Genomic DNA, 19,093 nt, shown 5'->3' with positions numbered 1-19,093 from the left:
AGATGAGGGATGACGATGAGCCATTTGTTAACGATGAGTGAATTATCGGAATTAGAAATTTCAGAAATCCTAAAAGACGCAGAAGATTTTGCGAATGGAAAAGAGAGCAAAACGACAGAGCAAACTTTTGTTGCAAACTTGTTCTTTGAGAATAGTACGAGAACGAGATTTAGCTTTGAAGTTGCTGAGAAGAGATTAGGACTTGATGTTTTAAACTTTTCAGCTGATGCATCTAGCGTACAAAAAGGAGAAACTTTATACGATACGATAAGAACACTAGAATCAATCGGAACAAAAGCAGTGGTCATCCGCCATGAGCAAGATCGCTACTTCGATGAACTAAAAGATCAGGTGAATATCCCGATCTTAAACGCTGGAGATGGATGTGGAAACCACCCAACGCAGTGCCTACTCGACCTTCTTACAATTAAACAAGAGTTTGGAAAATTTGAAGGTTTGAAGATTGCAATAGTAGGAGATGTTCGTCATAGCCGAGTAGCGCGTTCTAATGCAGAAGCATTAACGAAGCTAGGTGCAACAATTTACTTTGCAAGTCCAGAAGAGTGGAAAGATGAAGACAACACATTTGGAACATACAAACCATTAGATGAACTTGTTCCGGAAGTGGATGTAATGATGTTACTTCGTGTACAACATGAGCGTCATGATCACTATGAAACAGACATTATGAAAGAGTATCATGAGAAACACGGATTAACAGTGGAAAGAGAAAAGCGTATGAAAGAAGGAAGCATTATTATGCATCCAGCTCCTGTAAACCGAGATGTTGAAATTGCAAGTGAACTTGTTGAGTGTGAGCGTTCACGCATATTTAAACAAATGGAAAATGGAGTTTACGTAAGAATGGCTGTACTAAAACGCGCCTTACCAAATGTATTAGGAGGAATGAAACATGAATTATTTGTTTAAAAATGGTCGTTATATGAATGAAGAAGGAAAAATCGTAGCAACGGATCTTCTCGTACAAGACGGTAAAATCGCTAAGGTAGCAGAAAATATTACGGCAGATAATGCTGAAGTAATCGATGTGAACGGAAAGTTAATCGCACCTGGATTAGTAGATGTACACGTACACCTTCGTGAACCAGGTGGTGAACATAAAGAAACAATTGAAACAGGTACGCTAGCAGCGGCAAAAGGTGGATTCACAACAATTTGCGCAATGCCAAATACACGCCCAGTACCAGATTGCAGAGAACATATGGAAGACTTACAAAATCGTATTAAAGAAAAAGCGCATGTTAACGTACTACCATATGGAGCAATTACAGTACGTCAAGCGGGTTCTGAAATGACAGATTTCGAAACGTTAAAAGAACTTGGAGCATTTGCTTTCACTGATGACGGTGTAGGTGTACAAGATGCTAGCATGATGTTAGCTGCTATGAAACGTGCAGCGAAATTAAATATGGCAGTAGTTGCGCACTGTGAAGAGAATACTCTTATTAATAAAGGTTGTGTACATGAAGGGAAGTTTTCTGAGAAACACGGATTAAACGGTATCCCATCAGTATGTGAATCTGTACATATTGCAAGGGATATACTGCTTGCTGAAGCGGCAGATTGTCACTATCACGTATGTCATGTAAGTACGAAAGGATCTGTACGTGTTATACGTGATGCGAAACGCGCTGGAATTAAAGTAACAGCAGAAGTAACACCCCATCACTTAGTGTTATGTGAAGATGATATCCCATCAGCTGATCCTAACTTTAAAATGAACCCACCGCTTCGCGCTAAAGAAGATCATGCAGCATTAATTGAAGGTTTATTAGATGGAACAATCGATATGATTGCAACTGATCATGCACCGCATACAGCGGAAGAGAAAGCGCAAGGAATTGAAAGAGCACCGTTCGGAATTACTGGTTTTGAAACAGCATTCCCACTTCTATACACAAACCTTGTGAAAAAAGGAATTATTACACTAGAACAGTTAATTCAATTCTTAACAGAAAAGCCAGCTGATACATTCGGCTTAGAAGCAGGTCGCCTGAAAGAAGGTAGAACAGCTGATATTACAATCATTGATTTAGAACAAGAAGAAGAGATTGATCCAACAACATTCTTATCAAAAGGAAAAAACACACCATTCGCAGGTTGGAAATGCCAAGGATGGCCGGTAATGACAATCGTTGGTGGTAAGATCGCATGGCAAAAGGAGAGTGCATTAGTATGAAAAGACAACTTATCTTAGAAGATGGAACAGTATTAATTGGAACAGGTTTCGGAGGAGAAATCGAAAAGTCAGGTGAGGTTGTATTTACAACAGGAATGACTGGATATCAAGAAACATTATCTGATCCATCATATTGCGGTCAAATTGTAACATTCACGTACCCATTAATCGGAAACTACGGCATCAACCGTGACGATTTTGAATCGATTCACCCATCTGTAAATGGTTTAATCGTAAACGAAATTTGTGATCACCCATCAAACTTCCGTAATGAAATTTCGTTAAATGACTATTTAAAAGAAAGAAACATTCCAGGATTAGCAGGAATTGATACGAGAAAATTAACGAGAAAAATTCGTCAATACGGTACATTACGCGGACGCCTTTGTAACATGGATGCAGATGTAGAATACATCGTAAGCCAATTAAAAGCGACAGTATTTACAGACCATGTAAAACGCGTATCAACGAAAGATCCATACCCAAGCCCAGGCCGCGGACATCGTGTTGTATTAGTAGACTTCGGTATGAAACATGGTATTTTAAGAGAATTAAATAAACGTGATTGTGATGTAATTGTAGTTCCTTACAACACGACAGCTGAAGAAATTTTACGCCTTAGCCCAGATGGAATTATGTTAAGTAACGGACCTGGGGATCCAAAAGATGTACCAGAAGCAATCGAAATGTTAAAAGACATTATCGGTAAAGTTCCTTTATTCGGAATTTGCCTAGGACACCAACTATTCGCTTTAGCATCTGGTGCGAATACAAGTAAGTTAAAATTCGGTCACCGTGGTTTAAACCATCCAGTAAAAAATCTTGCAACTGGAAAAGTAGCAATTACATCTCAAAACCATGGTTACGCAGTAGAAGAAGAATCAGTTGAAAATACAGAACTTGAAATTACACATGTTGCTTTAAATGATGGAACAGTAGAAGGTCTTCGTCATAAGAAGTTCCCAGCATTTACAGTTCAATACCATCCAGAAGCTTCAGCAGGACCAGAAGATGCAAATGATTTATTCGAAGATTTCTTAACAATGATTGAAAACTTCAAGAAAGAAGGGGAAGAGTTATGCCAAAACGCCTAGACATTAACACAATTTTAGTAATCGGATCAGGACCAATTGTAATTGGGCAAGCAGCGGAGTTTGACTACTCTGGAACACAAGCTTGTCAATCTCTTAAAGAGGAAGGTTACAAAGTAATCCTTGTTAACTCTAACCCAGCGACAATTATGACAGATACTGCAACAGCAGATAAAGTATACATTGAGCCTTTAACATTAGAATTTGTAAGCCGAATCATTCGTAAAGAACGTCCAGATGCAATCTTACCAACATTAGGCGGTCAAACAGGTTTAAACATGGCTGTTGAACTTGCAAAATCAGGCGTACTTGAAGAATGCGGAGTTGAAATTTTAGGAACAAAATTATCAGCAATCGAGCAAGCGGAAGATCGTGATTTATTCCGTACATTAATGCAAGATTTAAATGAACCAACACCACCAAGTGAAATTATTCATAACCTTGATGAAGCATATGGCTTTGTAAACGAAATTGGTTATCCAGTAATCGTTCGTCCAGCATTCACATTAGGCGGAACGGGCGGCGGAATTTGCCATAACGAAGAAGAGTTAATTGAAATCGTAACAAGTGGTTTAAAACATAGCCCAGTAACACAATGTTTATTAGAGAAAAGTATTGCTGGTTGTAAAGAAATTGAATATGAAGTAATGCGTGATTCAAATGATAACGCGATTGTAGTATGTAACATGGAAAACATCGATCCAGTTGGTGTTCATACAGGTGATTCTATCGTTGTAGCACCGAGCCAAACGCTAAGCGACCGTGAATACCAAATGTTACGTAATACTTCATTACGAATTATTCGTGCACTAGGAATTGAAGGTGGATGTAACGTTCAGCTTGCACTAGATCCATATAGCTTCCAATACTATGTAATCGAAGTAAACCCACGTGTAAGTCGTTCATCTGCATTGGCATCTAAAGCAACTGGATATCCAATTGCGAAATTAGCAGCGAAAATTGCAGTCGGCTTAACATTAGATGAAATCGTAAACCCGGTAACACAAAAAACTTACGCTTGCTTCGAGCCAGCATTAGACTATGTTGTTTCAAAAATTCCACGCTGGCCATTTGATAAGTTTGAATCAGCGAACAGAACACTTGGAACGCAAATGAAAGCAACTGGTGAGGTTATGTCAATCGGACGTAACTTAGAAGAATCATTATTAAAAGCGGTTCGTTCTTTAGAGCTTGGCATTTATCACTTAGAATTAGACCACTTAAAAGAACTTGATAAAGAAACAATGAAAAAACGCATTATTAAAGCAGATGATGAGCGACTGTTTATCGTAGCAGAAGCAATTCGTCAAGGTGTAACGAAAGAAGAGATTAACGAATGGTGTGAAATGGACTTCTTCTTCTTACAAAAAGTTGAAAACATCGTAAATATGGAACGCGAAGTAAAAGCGAATGTAGGAAATATGGAAGTACTACAAACTGCAAAAGAAATGGGCTTCAGCGATCACTACATCGCAGCAGCTTGGAACAAAACGGAGCGCGAAATTTACGATATGCGTAAAGAAAATAATATGACGCCAGTATTCAAAATGGTAGATACTTGTGCGGCAGAGTTTGAATCTGCAACACCGTATTACTACAGCACATACGCTGATGAGAACGAATCAATTGTAACAGATCGTAAGAGTGTAGTAGTTCTAGGATCTGGTCCAATCCGCATTGGTCAAGGTGTTGAGTTTGACTATGCAACAGTTCACTCAGTATGGGCAATTAAAGAAGCTGGATATGAAGCAATTATCATTAACAATAACCCAGAAACTGTTTCAACAGACTTCAGTATTTCTGACAAATTATACTTTGAACCATTAACGATTGAAGATGTAATGCACATCATCGATTTAGAAAAACCAGAAGGTGTTATCGTTCAGTTCGGTGGACAAACGGCAATTAACTTAGCGGCAAAATTAGAAGAACATGGTGTGAAGATTTTAGGAACATCACTTGAAGACTTAGACCGTGCAGAAGATCGTGATAAATTCGAAGCTGCTTTAACAAAACTTGGTATCCCACAACCAGTTGGTAAAACAGCAACGACTGTAGAACAAGCGGTAGCAATCGCAGAAGAAATTGGTTACCCAGTATTAGTAAGACCATCTTACGTACTAGGTGGACGTGCGATGGAAATCGTATATCGTCAAGAAGAACTACTGCACTACATGAAAAATGCAGTTAAAGTTCACGCAGATCACCCAGTATTAATCGACCGTTACATGGTCGGTAAAGAAATTGAAGTAGATGCAATTTCAGACGGTGAGAATGTATTCATTCCAGGTATTATGGAACATATTGAACGCGCTGGAGTTCACTCTGGTGACTCAATTGGAGTATATCCACCACAAAGCTTATCTGAAAAATTAAAAGAACAAATCATTGAACATACTATTGCACTTGGAAAAGGATTAAACATTGTTGGATTACTAAATATCCAGTTTGTAGTATTCAAAGATCAAGTGTACGTAATTGAAGTAAATCCACGTGCGAGCCGTACAGTACCATTCTTAAGTAAAATTACAGGTGTACCAATGGCAAACGTTGCAACGAAAGTTATTTTAGGGCAAGACCTAGTAGAGCAAGGATACGGAACGGGCTATCACCCAGAAGAGAAAGAAGTATATGTAAAAGCTCCGGTATTCTCATTCGCGAAACTACGCTCAGTTGATACAACATTAGGACCTGAAATGAAATCAACAGGGGAAGTAATGGGTAAAGATTTAACGCTTGAAAAAGCATTATACAAAGGGTTAGTTGCTTCAGGAATTAACATCCCAACGCACGGATCAGTAATCATTACTGTAGCGGATAAAGATAAAGAAGAAGCAATGGAAATTGCAAAACGTTTCCACGAAATCGGCTATAACTTATTAGCAACAGCTGGAACAGCACAATCGTTAGCAGAGCAAAACATTCCAGTGCAAGTTGTTAATAAAATTGATTCTGAAGAATACAACTTACTTGATATTATCCGTCAAGGAAAAGCACAGTTTGTAATCAATACATTAACAAAAGGCAAACAACCAGCGCGTGATGGTTTCCGCATTCGCCGTGAATCAGTAGAAAATGGTGTGGCTTGCTTAACATCACTTGATACAACGAGAGCAATCTTACGAGTATTAGAATCTATGACATTCTCAGCTCATTCAATGAAAGAAATTACGCAAACAAAGCGTCACGAGGTGGTACATGCATGATGCAAAAGCAAAATATGATCGTCGTTAATCAAAAAGAAATCGCAAAAAACATTTACGAATTAGTGCTTCAAGGAACTTTAGTACAGCAAATGAACGAACCAGGGCAGTTTGTACACATTAAGGTGGCAGAGGGCATTGCACCCCTTCTGCGCCGCCCAATTAGTATTTGTAATGTAGATCAAGAGAAGAACGAATTTACAATGCTATATCGTGCGGAAGGACAAGGGACAAAAACATTAGCAACTAGAAAACAAGGTGAAATGGTAGATGTATTAGGACCATTAGGACACGGTTTTCCTGTAGAAGAAGCAGAAGCTGGTCAAACAGCTTTACTAGTAGGCGGGGGAATTGGTGTACCACCACTTTATGAATTATCACAGCGCCTCGTTGCAAAAGGTGTACGTGTGATTCACATCTTAGGTTTTCAAACGAAAGATGTAGTTTTCTATGAAGAAAAATTTGCAGAACTTGGTGATACGTACGTTGCGACAGTAGACGGTACACACGGTACAAAAGGATTTGTCACAGATGTAATTGATCATTACGGAATTGACTTTGATATTCTTTATTCATGTGGTCCGTTAGCGATGCTTCGTGCATTAGAAGGACGTTACAAAGAGAAAAAAGCCTATATTTCATTAGAAGAACGTATGGGCTGTGGTATTGGAGCTTGTTTCGCATGTGTATGCCACTTACAAGAAGATCCAAGTGGACATTCTTACAAGAAGGTGTGTAGCGACGGACCAGTATTTCCAATCGGGGAGGTTGTACTATGAACAGATTGCAAGTTGAATTACCGGGATTATCATTAAAAAATCCAATTATACCAGCATCTGGATGCTTTGGGTTTGGTCGTGAATATGCACAGTTTTACGATTTAAGTGTACTAGGATCAATCATGATTAAAGCGACGACAGAACAACCACGCTATGGAAATCCTACGCCTCGTGTTGCTGAAACACCGGGAGGCATGTTAAATGCAATCGGACTTCAAAACCCAGGATTAGAAAAAGTAATGAATTCTGAATTACCATGGTTAGAACAATTTGACCTTCCAATCATTGCAAACGTTGCAGGTTCACAAGCTGAGGATTACGTAGCGGTTGCAAAGGAAATTTCTAAAGCGCCTAATGTCCATGCACTAGAATTAAATATTTCTTGTCCAAACGTAAAAACAGGTGGTATCGCCTTTGGTACAAATCCTGAAATTGCTGCTGATTTAACGAAGCGGGTAAAAGAGGTTTCTGAAGTACCTGTATACGTGAAGTTGTCACCGAACGTGGCAAACATTGTGGAAATTGCAAAAGCGATTGAAAATGCAGGTGCAGATGGTTTAACGATGATTAATACATTGCTTGGTATGCGTCTAGATTTAAAAACAGCTAAACCAATTTTAGCAAACCGTACAGGCGGATTATCAGGTCCTGCGATTAAGCCAGTAGCAATTCGTATGGTACATGAAGTAAGTCAAGCGGTTAACATTCCAATTATCGGAATGGGCGGTATTGAAACAGCGGAAGATGTAATTGAATTCTTCTACGCTGGCGCAAGCGCAGTTGCAGTAGGTACAGCGAACTTTATCGATCCGTTCGTATGTCCGACAATTATTGAAGAGTTACCAGCATTACTAGATGAATTAGGATTTGATCACATTTCGGAATGTCAAGGAAGGAGCTGGAAGCAAACATGTCACAGTCGTTAATCGTTGCACTAGATTTTCCAGGGAAACAAGATGTAGAACAATTCTTGCGCCACTTTGAAGGGGAAGAGTTATTTGTCAAAGTTGGTATGGAGTTATTTTATAAAGAAGGCCCTGCAATTATTACGTACTTAAAAGAAAAAGGACATAAGATCTTTCTAGATTTAAAACTTCATGATATTCCGAATACAGTAAAAAGCGCTATGCGTAGCCTAGCTAGTCTAGATGTAGATATGGTAAATGTTCATGCTGCTGGGGGAAGCAGCATGATGAAAGCTGCGATTGAGGGATTAGAGGAAGGTAAGCAAGAAGGAAGAGAGAGACCGATTTGTATTGCAGTTACACAACTAACAAGCACTTCGGAAGCTATGATGAAAAAAGAGATTGGCATTGCGAAAACGTTAGAAGAAGCGGTTGCTCATTATGCAAAATTAACGAAAGAAAGTGGACTTGATGGCGTTGTTTGCTCAACGCTTGAAGTTCCAAAATTACGTGAAGTATGCGGAGATGAATTTGTAACAGTAACACCGGGGATTCGTCTTGCAAGCGATGATGTAAATGACCAGGTGCGCGTAGCAACACCGAAACGTGCGAGGGAACTTGGCTCAAGCTACATCGTAGTTGGACGTAGTATTACAAAAGCAGAAAATCCGCTTGAAGCGTATAAAACAGTAAAACAACAGTGGGAAGGTGTAACAGTATGAAAAAAGAAATCGCATCGCATTTATTAGAAATTGGAGCAGTATTTTTACAACCGAATGATCCATTCACATGGTCTTCAGGTATGAAATCACCAATTTATTGTGATAACCGTTTAACTTTATCTTATCCAAAAGTACGTCAAGCAATTGCAGCTGGATTAGAAGAGTTAATTAAAGAGCACTTCCCAACTGTAGAAGTTATTGCAGGAACAGCAACTGCTGGTATTGCGCACGCTGCATGGGTAAGCGATCGTATGGATTTACCAATGTGCTACGTACGTAGTAAAGCAAAAGGTCACGGTAAAGGGAACCAAATCGAAGGAAAAGCTGAAAAAGGTCAAAAAGTAGTAGTCGTAGAAGACTTAATTTCAACTGGCGGTAGTGCTATTACATGTGTTGAAGCACTTCGCGAAGCTGGCTGTGAAGTATTAGGAATCGTATCAATCTTCACATACGAGCTTGAAGCAGGAAAAGAAAAATTAGAAGCAGCTAACGTAGCATCATATTCTTTAAGCGACTACAGTGCATTAACTGAAGTTGCAGCAGAAAAAGGTATGATCGGACAAGCTGAAACGAAAAAATTACAAGAGTGGCGTAAAGATCCAGCTAACGAAGCTTGGATCACAGCGTAACACGAAAAAAGACGACTGCGGGGGAACGCGGTCGTCTTTTTATATCACTGTTAAAACTTCATGTAAAGAGCATATAGTAGGAATATTGTACTTGGGTTGCGAGTTATCCCGATTTAACCATATCCCTTGCATTCCAGCTGCTGTACTACTAATTGCATCAGTCTCTAATCGATCGCCAATATAATAGCAATCTTTCATTTCAAGATTCAATTGTAATACGGCTTTGTGAAATATTTCAGGGTCTGGTTTTGATATCCCGAGTTCACTAGAAGTAAAAATATATTTGAAATATTGTAGAATGTTTAGAGCAGTTAATTTTTCGATTTGTTGTTCATAGTCACCATTACTAATGATACCTAATGAGTGTCCTCTTTGCTGTAAGGTTTGTAATGTATGGAGTACATCTTCAAACAGGGTCCAGTTTTTCTTATATAGTTCTATATATTGATTGAATCTATGCTGAGATTCTTCGGGTGATACGTTTACTCCATATGTTTTAAATAAATGATACATTCGCATCCCTTGTTGTTCTTGAAAAGATAATTCCTTGGATAAAAATTTGTTGAAATATTTATCGGATAATTCATGCCATAGCTTCATGGCCTCTAATTCGTTTCCTAAAAAAATATCATTATACTTTTGGAAGAAATGTGAGATGCCATTTTCCTCAGCATTGTCGTAATTAAGTAAAGTTCCATCAATATCAAAGAAAATCATAGTATAATCTCCTTGTTAAGAACTATTTAGCGTTTTCCACAACTTCATAACCTCTCACAAACAATAGAGTCATATAAGAAACAATAAATGAGAAGATGCTATACATGCCAACCCAAAAGAAAAACTTCGGAGTAAAGGCGATAACACCTATTATTAAAAAACTAGCAAACGTTACAATCGGCATGACGTAATACGTTTTCGTCTTGCGGGTTCCAACAACAGAAAGGATAAAGATAAATAACGGACAAATTAATAAGACGAAAATCAATTCATTCATAGGTATGTCCCCTTTTCTAATTGCAGTAATCTGTTTCTCGTAAACGTTTTGAAATAATTACTCTCCTAATATAATTTCGCTAAGTAATAACGAATCCCTCTTGAAAACTGATAATTCATGATGAATTTTACAAGCAAAAAACGTAAGCAGGAGAAAACTTGCTTACGCTATAGAATAAACATCGCAACGATCGTGGTGACAATTAAGCCAATCAAAACTGGTAAAAAGTTTCGACGCGCGAGTTCAAATGGATCCACTTTACAAATAGCAGCGGCAGGAATAAGTGCCCAAGGAATTAACGTCCCGCCCCCGGTCCAAATAGCTGCAATTTGCCCGAGTGCTGTTAATGTAGCTGTTCCATGTCCAAGTGCTGTTCCGAAAAGATTGGCAATGGAACCAGCAAGCGATATCCCTGAAAAGCCTGAACCATCTAAGCCGGTAATGACACCAACGATAGTTAATGTCCCTGCCGATACATATTGATTTAAAGGAACAGTTTGAGATAAGGCGATCCCTAAGTCGTTAATGATTCCGTGTGAACCTTTCGGTAAATAGTCCCCGATAATTTTCACAAAGCCACTATCTCCTAAATAAAAGAGTGCAGCGATAGGAATAACTGGTCCGAAAATTTTAAAGCCAAATTGGAGCCCTTCTATAAAATAATCGGTCGTCTTATTTAATCCATTACCTTTGTAGGCGATGAGAGAAATGATGATAATCATAATAACAGTTGTTCCACCGATAAGTGCAGTTGCGTCACTTCCTTGTAGTTTAAATTGAATCATGCAAAGGATATCAATGATATATACGATCGGAATACAAATAGCGAGCCATTTTTTTATACGAGGAGATAATGAAGTGAGCGTTTTAGAAGACGCAGTTGATGGAATAGATTTTTGTATAGATAAGCCTGTATGGAACTCTTTTCGTAAGAAGAAAAAAGCGGCGGAAGTTGTCACAACGCCCATAACGATAACGAGTGGAACACTTGCAGATACGACGCTGGAAACAGGGAGACCAGCAGCGTCTGCGGTTAATTTTGGTGCGCCTTGTATAACGAAGTCGCCGGATAAAGCAATCCCATGACCGAATAAGTTCATAGCAATTGCCACTCCAATTGGCGGGAGACCGACGCGTACAGCAACCGGTAATAAAATAGCTCCCATTAAGGCGACAGCTGGAGAAGGCCAAAAGAAGAAAGAAATTGTCATCATTAAAAGGCCGATAATCCAGTAGGCGAGGGTAGGGGTACGAATCATCTTTGTAAATGGTGAAATCATCGTATCATTTATGCCGGTATGAACGAGTAAATTGCTCATGGATACGATAATGGAAATGATTAATATAGTTGGTAATAGCTCAGTAATGGCGTAAATAAAACTTTGAAAAATACCGCTAATAGCAAGAGGGATAGAACTTGTAGCAGTTAATGCTAATAAAAAGATAAAAACGATACAAATAATTGTCGTATCTTTTCGGAGAATAAAAAAGGTAATAATAGTGAGTAAACAAATAATATAGAGAGCGTGTAATAGCGTTAATTCAACTCCCATAACATTCACATCCTTAGGCAATCGTGTAGTTTATTGTATGAAAGTAGTGAAAGTATGTGAGTATAAGAAACAGAAAAAAGGTGAAATTTCATGTAATGGTAAGAATAAAAAATGGATGTTACAATACAATTAATCCTAAAAATGGAATTAAAGGAGGGCTTATGCACAAAAAAATTGGATTTTGGGGATTTATCATATCTTGTATTCTATTAATCATTTTAAAGCTATTTACAAACAATGAATGGATCGGTATTATACCTGTTTTCGGGTTTGTATTTATACTTTTATATAACTGGGATGGTATGAAACAATATAGTAAGAAAAGTATCGGAATTATGATAGGTATCATCGTTGTTTGCTCATTGTTCGCAGGGGGTATTTTAATAGAGGGTCAGAAACAAATGGAGAAAATGTCTAATTTTCAAGAATGGATGTCTTCTGCAAAAGGTCTTTATCTTGTAATTATAGTTGTTATTTTTCTAAGAATTGTTATAAGTATAGCAAGTTACATATTAAGGGAGAAGTAGAATGGGGGAGTATGAATGAGAGAGAAAATAGGGTATTATGGTGTGCTCGTTTGTTTGCTATTATCAGTTATTTCAGGACAATTTCTTAACAGTGCATGGGTGCCAGTTATATTATGTATAGGGGGATTGGTTTTTGCTCCTATGTATCGCTGGGACGAGTGGAAAGCATACAGCCGAAAAAAGAAAATTGTTTTCAGCATCGAGTTTGTCATTATTATTAGTATGATTTCGTTTTTGTTACTGACGGGAAATGAGATAATAGATGGGATTGTAATGTTTCAAGGGTGGCTATTTTTTGCGAAATTGCTATATTTAATTTGCATTTTAATGTTGGTAGCGGTAGTCACTAAAACAGTAAACGAAAAGTTATTCGTTAATGAATAAAAGAAAATGCCATCTTATTCGGTGGCATTTTCTCATTTACAATTCCCCTCTTTAAACGGAATACTCCAGAGAAGGAATTCTATGTGTAGAGAAAAAACAGGTTGAAAATTTCGAAATATTAACAAGGGATTACAATTAGTTCTCTATTTGATTTTGTAATAACTTCATATCCATCTTTTGTAATGACGATATCATCTTCAATTCTACAACCGCCCCAGTTTGGTATGTAAATACCTGGTTCAACTGTAACGACCATACCTTCTTCTAAAGTAGCTTTACTTTCTTGGGATAGGCGAAGTGGTTCATGAATTTCTAATCCAAGACCATGACCAGTAGAATGTCCAAAATATTGACCGTATCCATGCTCAGTAATGTAGTTTCTCGTTATATCATCGATACGTTTTGCAGTTTCTCCAGGTTTAATCGCTTCAGTTCCGCGTTTTAATGCTTCTCGTACAATATTGTATATCTTTTTAAATTCTTCTGATGGTTCCCCGATTGCTACAGTACGTGTTATATCGGAACAGTATCCGTCATAAAGTGCACCGAAATCTAATGTCACGATGTCGCCTCGTTCAATTATTTTATTTGATGCAACTCCATGTGGAAGAGAAGAACGAACGCCAGAAGCTACAATAATTTGAAATGATGAAGAGGCAGCACCTTTTTTTCGCATGAAAAATTCTAACTCATCTCGTACATCATGTTCACTTATTCCCGGTTTTAGAAACGTAAGGATGTGATGAAATGCCTCGTCCGCGATATTAGCTGCAATTTTCATTGTTTCTATTTCAGACGTGTCTTTAATGATACGAATATTTTCGATAATTTCGCATACTTGAATCATTTCCGCCTGTACGTATTTTTGCAAGTTTTTATATTGTTGCAATGTCATGTTGTTTTCTTCGATTCCAAGTTTTTGAATGTTTAATTTCGATACTTGATTTGCAACTTCTTCCTCTAAAATTCCTTTATGCATAATAATTTCAGCATCTTGTATTTGTGACTTTGCTTGATCTACATAGCGGAAATCTGTTATAAAAACAGCTTGATCGGCAGAGATTAAGACGACGCCAGCACTACCTGTAAAGCCTGTTGCATATTGGCGGTTTTCTTTTTTTGTAATAAGTAACCCGTCAATTTCGTAGTTCTGTAGTTGATTTTGGATTTTATTGATTTTTAAAGTCATGTTAATTCCTCCTATTCATAGTATTGAATAAAGCAAATAGCGTGCCAAAATGTAGATTTGAAGAAAGGGTAGTAGGGACAACATATATTTTAGGGGAGATAAAATATAGCCCGCAATTTGTGGGAGACGGTTTGTTCATAAAATCCAGATTGCTTTAATAAATAGCAAGGGGGATGGGAAAAGCAATGATTGGAGTTACATTTGTACTTTATTTACATACTGTAAAAAAATTTATACAAATGTGAAATGATACTGTCAATTTTTTTGACAATATTGAATGGATATAGCAAAGAAATTGAAAACATATAAAAAATGCGCTGCATACAAGCAGCGCATTTTTTTATTTAAGCTTTTAATTTCATTACAGTATCAGCATCTGGTGTTACATAAACAGTTTGCTGATTGTCGTACGTAACAAAACCAAGTTTTGCACCACTCGGTTTTTTCACATGGCGTATTTTGGTGAAATCAACAGGTACAGAACTAGACTCTTTTGCTTTACTGTAATAAGCAGCAATTTTGGCGGCTTCTAGTAAAGTTTCTTCAGCAGGTTCTAAAGAACGAATGACAACGTGAGAACCAGGTATGTCTTTCGTATGTAACCAAATTTCATCACGGCGGGCAAATTTCGTTGTTAAATAATCATTTTGTTTATTGTTTTTACCGACGAAAATTTCTGTACCATCAGTAGCCAAATATTTATCTAATACTGGTTTAGTAGGCTTTTTCTTTCCGTTTTTCGTTTTACGATTGCGCATATAACCTTCTTCAGCTAATTCCTCACGAATTTCTTCAATATCTTTTGAAGAAGCAGCTTCCATTTGTTGAAGTAAGCTATCGAAATAAAGAATTTCTTCCTTTGTTTTTTCGATTTGTTCTTCTACAACAACAACTGAATTTTTCGCTTTTTGGTACTTTTGGAAATAGCGTTGTGCATTTTCAGATGGCGTTTTTAAAGGATCTAATGCGATCTTTACAGTTCCGCCATTTTCATCATAATAGTTCACGACTTCAATATCTTTATCGCCTTTTTTCAAAGCGTACATATTGGCTGTAAGTAGTTCTCCAAATAGTTGATATTTATCTGCTTTTCCAGCATCTTGTAATGTTTTTTCTAGTTTAATGAGTTTTTTCTCATTTTTATTTTTTTCGTTTTGCATAAAGCGCTCTAAATCATGAGCTTGCTGTTTTACACGGTCGCGCTCTGCTTTTCCGAAAAAGAAACGGTCTAGCAATTCACTAACAGATGAGAACGTCTTGTTTTCCCCTTGCAAATGTGCAAGAGGGAAAAGGTAGAAAAATTCTTTCCCATTTGAAGTAGTCATTGTTGGTGAATATGTATGAGTTAATAATGGTTTTTGTATGGAGAAAAATGCGTCAGCTAATGCTTTTTCATTTACCATACCTGCTTTTTTCACGACTTCTTTTGCGAATAATGGCGATATTCCGGTAAAGGTTCCGACTAGCTGTTTATCCATGTTTCCAGATAGAAAGTCTAGCGGTCTAATAAATTCATCATTTGTTTCGATCTGAAGTGGGTTAATTTTATGTTGTGCTGGTGGTGCAATATATTCAGCCCCAGCGTATACAGTTCGATGTCGGTTTACTGCTAAAGAAACGTGTTTTAAGCTATCTAAAATATTGTTTGTTTTTGTGTCTACTAAAATGATGTTACTATGTCGTCCCATAATTTCAATTACTAATGTTTTTAGCGATTCATCACCAATTTCATTTCTGCTACGAACGGTAATTTGAATAATACGCTCTAAATCAATTTGTTCAATTTTTTCAATGAATCCACCTTCTAAATGCTTACGAAGAAGCATGCAGAACATTGGTGGAAGTGCAGGTGAATCGTAACTTTGATTTGTTAAGTGTAAACGTGCATATGTCGGATGAGCGGAAAGAATCAGTTTTTGATTTTTTCCGTTTGCTCGAATATGTAATAAAATCTCGTATTTTGAAGGTTGATATATTTTTGAAATTCTTCCCGTGTAAAGAGAATTTGCAATTTCATGTGTAATCGCTCTTGTAAATAATCCATCGAATGCCATAATTGAACACTCCTTTCTAACTAAAAGTTAATTATAGCATTTTTTTGGACGAGGCTGAATAAGCTTTCAATAGAGTATGTCTGGAATCAGGAGGTCGATAGCAGGATGAACTGGTATGGAATGCGTGCACATGAAGTGGAAGAAAGAACGAATACGAATGTGAAGGTTGGACTTACAGAGAAAGAAGCAGAAGGGCGAATAAAAAAATTTGGTACAAATGAACTAGATGAAGCGAAAAGGCCTTCTGCACTAATGGTATTTTTGGCGCAATTTAAAGATTTTATGGTGCTTGTTTTGTTTGGTGCAACAATCGTTTCGGCCTTTTTAGGGGAATACATTGATTCTATTGCGATTGTGGCAATTGTTATTATCAATGGTATTCTCGGCTTTTTTCAAGAAAGAAAGGCTGAAAAGTCATTGGAAGCTTTAAAAGAGCTAGCCGCCCCGCAAGTAACTGTACTGCGAAATGGAAAGTGGGTAAAGGCACCGTCTAAAGCACTCGTTTTAGGTGATATTATTAAATTTTCTAGTGGCGATCGTGTTGGAGCTGATGTACGTCTTGTTGAGGCGTCGAGTTTATATATTGAAGAATCGGCTTTGACAGGAGAGTCAGTACCCGTGCAGAAGAAAGTAGAAGCATTGCAAGGGCAAGATGTTTCAATTGGTGATCAAAAAAATATGGCTTTTATGGGTACGATGATTACACGAGGGTCTGGAACAGGAGTCGTTGTAGCAACGGGTATGAATACAGCGATGGGACAAATTGCAAATATGTTACAAAATGCAGAGCAGATGGAAACACCACTGCAAAGAAGATTAGAGCAACTCGGAAAAATATTAATTATTGTCGCTCTTGTTTTGACAGCGCTTGTCGTGTTAGCCGGTGTGTATCAAGGGAATGAAGTGTATCATATGTTTTTAGCGGGTGTGTCGCTAGCTGTTGCTGCAATTCCAGAAGGATTGCCAGCAATTGTTACAGTAGCCTTATCGCTTGGTGTACAGCGTATGATAAAAAAGAGAGCGATTGTAAGAAAGTTACCAGCAGTAGAAACGTTAGGTTGCGCTTCTGTTATATGCTCTGATAAAACAGGAACGATGACGCAAAACAAGATGATGGTAACACATATGTGGTCAGGTGGAGAGTTGTGGAAAGTGACAGGCCAAGGGTATGAACCTAATGGCTCGTTTATGAAAGGTGAAAAAGAAATTAATCCAGCTAAGATGAAATCACTTTATCAACTACTTACATTTGGTTCGTTATGCAATAACGCAAATATTATTCAAAAGAAAAAGGCGTATGTATTAGATGGAGATCCAACTGAGGGAGCGCTTGTAGCTGCAGCAATGAAAGCGGGGATAACGCGTGAGGCGCTGAAAGGGAAATTTGAAATTATTCGTGAATTTCCGTTTGATTCAACTCGAAAAATGATGAGTGTTATTGTACGAGATCGAGAGGGTAAAAAGTTTGTCGTTACGAAGGGAGCACCAGATGTCCTTCTGCAAATGAGTCAAACGATTTTATGGGGGGATAAGCAGCAACCATTAAGTGAGTTGTATAGAAAAGAAGTACAGGCGGCTATTCATAGCTTAGGTAGTCAAGCACTTCGAACCATTGCAGTTGCTTTTAAGCCTTTAAAAGTAACAGACTCAATTGAACATGAAAGAGACGTTGAAAAAGATTTTATGTTAGTTGGCATACAAGGAATGATTGATCCGCCAAGACCAGAAGTAGAGCAGGCAGTAAAAGAGTGCAGAGAAGCTGGTATTCGAACAGTGATGATTACAGGTGATCATAAAGTGACTGCAATGGCGATTGCAGAACAATTAAGCATTTTGCCACCAGGTGGACGCGTTGTTGAAGGGGTAGAACTTGCAACTATGGATGTAGAAGAATTAGAAAATGTTGTAGAAGATACGTATGTATTTGCTCGTGTATCACCAGAACATAAATTGAAAATTGTTAAGGCGTTGCAAAATAAAGGACATATAGTCGCGATGACAGGTGATGGAGTAAACGATGCTCCGGCTATAAAAACTGCGGATATTGGGATAGCGATGGGAATTACAGGGACAGATGTTGCAAAAGAAGCTTCTTCTCTCGTATTGCTGGACGATAATTTCGCTACGATAAAATCAGCAATTAAAGAAGGTAGAAATATATACGAGAACATACGTAAGTTTATTCGTTATTTATTAGCATCGAACGTTGGAGAAATTTTGGTCATGTTATTTGCCATGTTACTTGCATTACCGCTGCCGATGGTTCCAATTCAAATTTTATGGGTGAATTTAGTTACTGACGGTTTACCGGCGATGGCATTAGGTTTGGATAAGGCCGAGGGAGACGTGATGAAGAGAACGCCGCGTCATCCGAAAGAAGGGGTATTTGCTAGAGGGCTTGCCTGGAAAATTATAAGTCGTGGCTTTCTAATTGGGGCAGTGACGCTAGTAGCATTTATTATTGCGTATAATCAACATCCAAATGAACTGAAATATGCACAAACTGTAGCGTTTGCAACGTTGGTACTTGCTCAGCTGATTCATGTATTTGATTGCCGAAGTGAGCATTCTGTTTTCCACCGCAATCCGTTTGGAAATGTGTATTTAGTAGGAGCGGTTATCATTTCATTACTACTCATGCTAGTCGTTATATATTATCCACCGTTACAACCGATTTTTAGCACGATGCCAATACAAGCGAGAGATTGGTTGCTAATTGGAGGTTTATCGTCAATTCCGACCTTTTTATTAGTAGGCTCTTTATTAACAGGGAAAAAGGGGAAGAAGGAAAAGTCAATATTATATAAGAAGGGATTAAACTTGAAATAGTCAATGATATGAAAATGTGATATAATTTACAGAA

16 protein-coding genes are annotated in these 19,093 nt (G+C 37.8%); 11 read left to right on the top strand and 5 right to left on the bottom strand.

Going from position 1 to position 19,093, the window contains the following annotated elements; translation table 11 throughout:
* Positions 1-15 precede the first annotated feature (15 nt).
* From pyrB to pyrE, 8 genes are read left to right on the top strand one after another with little or no spacing between them, the layout of a single operon-like run.
* Entirely contained in the window at positions 16-930 is a 915-nt protein-coding gene (pyrB, locus tag EKQ63_RS20695; protein WP_143881476.1) for an aspartate carbamoyltransferase, read from the top strand.
* Positions 914-2,200 carry a dihydroorotase gene (gene pyrC, locus EKQ63_RS20690; protein WP_029439620.1) on the top strand — a complete coding sequence of 429 codons (1,287 nt, stop codon included), beginning with the start codon at positions 914-916 and terminating at the stop codon, positions 2,198-2,200. Before pyrB ends, pyrC begins: the two co-directional genes overlap by 17 nt.
* Complete coding sequence (locus EKQ63_RS20685; protein ID WP_000828682.1) at positions 2,197-3,294, top strand: carbamoyl phosphate synthase small subunit; 1,098 nt, start codon at positions 2,197-2,199, stop codon at positions 3,292-3,294. The genes pyrC and EKQ63_RS20685 overlap by 4 nt, the downstream gene beginning before the upstream one ends.
* On the top strand, positions 3,279-6,497 hold the full coding sequence (gene carB / locus EKQ63_RS20680) for a carbamoyl-phosphate synthase large subunit (protein ID WP_001126108.1): 3,219 nt from the start codon (positions 3,279-3,281) through the stop codon (positions 6,495-6,497). The genes EKQ63_RS20685 and carB overlap by 16 nt, the downstream gene beginning before the upstream one ends.
* Positions 6,494-7,273 carry a dihydroorotate oxidase B electron transfer subunit gene (pyrK, locus tag EKQ63_RS20675; RefSeq protein WP_000983358.1) on the top strand — a complete coding sequence of 260 codons (780 nt, stop codon included), beginning with the start codon at positions 6,494-6,496 and terminating at the stop codon, positions 7,271-7,273. The genes carB and pyrK overlap by 4 nt, the downstream gene beginning before the upstream one ends.
* Positions 7,270-8,199, top strand: coding sequence for a dihydroorotate oxidase B catalytic subunit (gene pyrD / locus EKQ63_RS20670; RefSeq protein WP_001081057.1), 930 nt, complete (start codon positions 7,270-7,272; stop codon positions 8,197-8,199). The genes pyrK and pyrD overlap by 4 nt, the downstream gene beginning before the upstream one ends.
* Positions 8,184-8,900, top strand: coding sequence for an orotidine-5'-phosphate decarboxylase (gene pyrF, locus EKQ63_RS20665; protein ID WP_143881475.1), 717 nt, complete (start codon positions 8,184-8,186; stop codon positions 8,898-8,900). The genes pyrD and pyrF overlap by 16 nt, the downstream gene beginning before the upstream one ends.
* Positions 8,897-9,529, top strand: a complete 633-nt coding sequence (gene pyrE, locus EKQ63_RS20660) for an orotate phosphoribosyltransferase (protein WP_000711446.1) — start codon at positions 8,897-8,899, stop codon at positions 9,527-9,529. Before pyrF ends, pyrE begins: the two co-directional genes overlap by 4 nt.
* A gap of 39 nt (positions 9,530-9,568) precedes the next feature.
* Here pyrE and EKQ63_RS20655 read toward each other — a convergent pair whose 3' ends face one another.
* From EKQ63_RS20655 to EKQ63_RS20645, 3 genes are all read right to left on the bottom strand, one after another.
* Positions 9,569-10,246, bottom strand: a complete 678-nt coding sequence (locus tag EKQ63_RS20655) for an HAD family hydrolase (protein WP_087954477.1) — start codon at positions 10,244-10,246, stop codon at positions 9,569-9,571.
* A 22-nt stretch (positions 10,247-10,268) separates the two neighbouring features.
* A complete protein-coding gene (locus EKQ63_RS20650) occupies positions 10,269-10,523 on the bottom strand; it encodes a YbeF family protein (protein WP_087954478.1) in 255 nt (84 codons plus the stop codon).
* Positions 10,524-10,690: 167 nt separating this feature from the next.
* Positions 10,691-12,076, bottom strand: coding sequence for a hypothetical protein (locus EKQ63_RS20645; RefSeq protein ID WP_143881474.1), 1,386 nt, complete (start codon positions 12,074-12,076; stop codon positions 10,691-10,693).
* A gap of 95 nt (positions 12,077-12,171) precedes the next feature.
* Here EKQ63_RS20645 and EKQ63_RS20640 point away from each other — a divergent pair, with 95 nt between their 5' ends.
* Positions 12,172-12,603, top strand: coding sequence for a YoqO family protein (locus EKQ63_RS20640; protein WP_143881473.1), 432 nt, complete (start codon positions 12,172-12,174; stop codon positions 12,601-12,603).
* Between the two features lie 15 nt (positions 12,604-12,618).
* Positions 12,619-12,987, top strand: coding sequence for a YoqO family protein (locus EKQ63_RS20635; RefSeq protein ID WP_087954480.1), 369 nt, complete (start codon positions 12,619-12,621; stop codon positions 12,985-12,987).
* Positions 12,988-13,105: 118 nt separating this feature from the next.
* Here EKQ63_RS20635 and EKQ63_RS20630 read toward each other — a convergent pair whose 3' ends face one another.
* Together EKQ63_RS20630 and EKQ63_RS20625 are read right to left on the bottom strand one after the other, a co-directional pair.
* Positions 13,106-14,176: a M24 family metallopeptidase gene (locus EKQ63_RS20630; protein WP_087954481.1), complete on the bottom strand. Its 1,071-nt coding sequence runs from the start codon at positions 14,174-14,176 to the stop codon at positions 13,106-13,108.
* Between the two features lie 344 nt (positions 14,177-14,520).
* Positions 14,521-16,230 (bottom strand): Rqc2 family fibronectin-binding protein, encoded by a 1,710-nt coding sequence (locus EKQ63_RS20625; RefSeq protein WP_087954482.1) that lies wholly within the window; start codon positions 16,228-16,230, stop codon positions 14,521-14,523.
* Between the two features lie 105 nt (positions 16,231-16,335).
* Between EKQ63_RS20625 and EKQ63_RS20620 the strand changes: the two genes are divergently transcribed.
* Positions 16,336-19,059, top strand: coding sequence for a calcium-translocating P-type ATPase, SERCA-type (locus EKQ63_RS20620; RefSeq protein ID WP_143881472.1), 2,724 nt, complete (start codon positions 16,336-16,338; stop codon positions 19,057-19,059).
* Positions 19,060-19,093: the final 34 nt, after the last annotated feature.

Source organism: Bacillus sp. BD59S (genome assembly GCF_007363175.1).
Taxonomy (GTDB): Bacteria; Bacillota; Bacilli; order Bacillales; family Bacillaceae_G; genus Bacillus_A; species Bacillus_A pacificus.
Note: the sequence above shows the minus strand (reverse complement) of the source record. Positions and strands in the feature narration are given on the sequence as shown.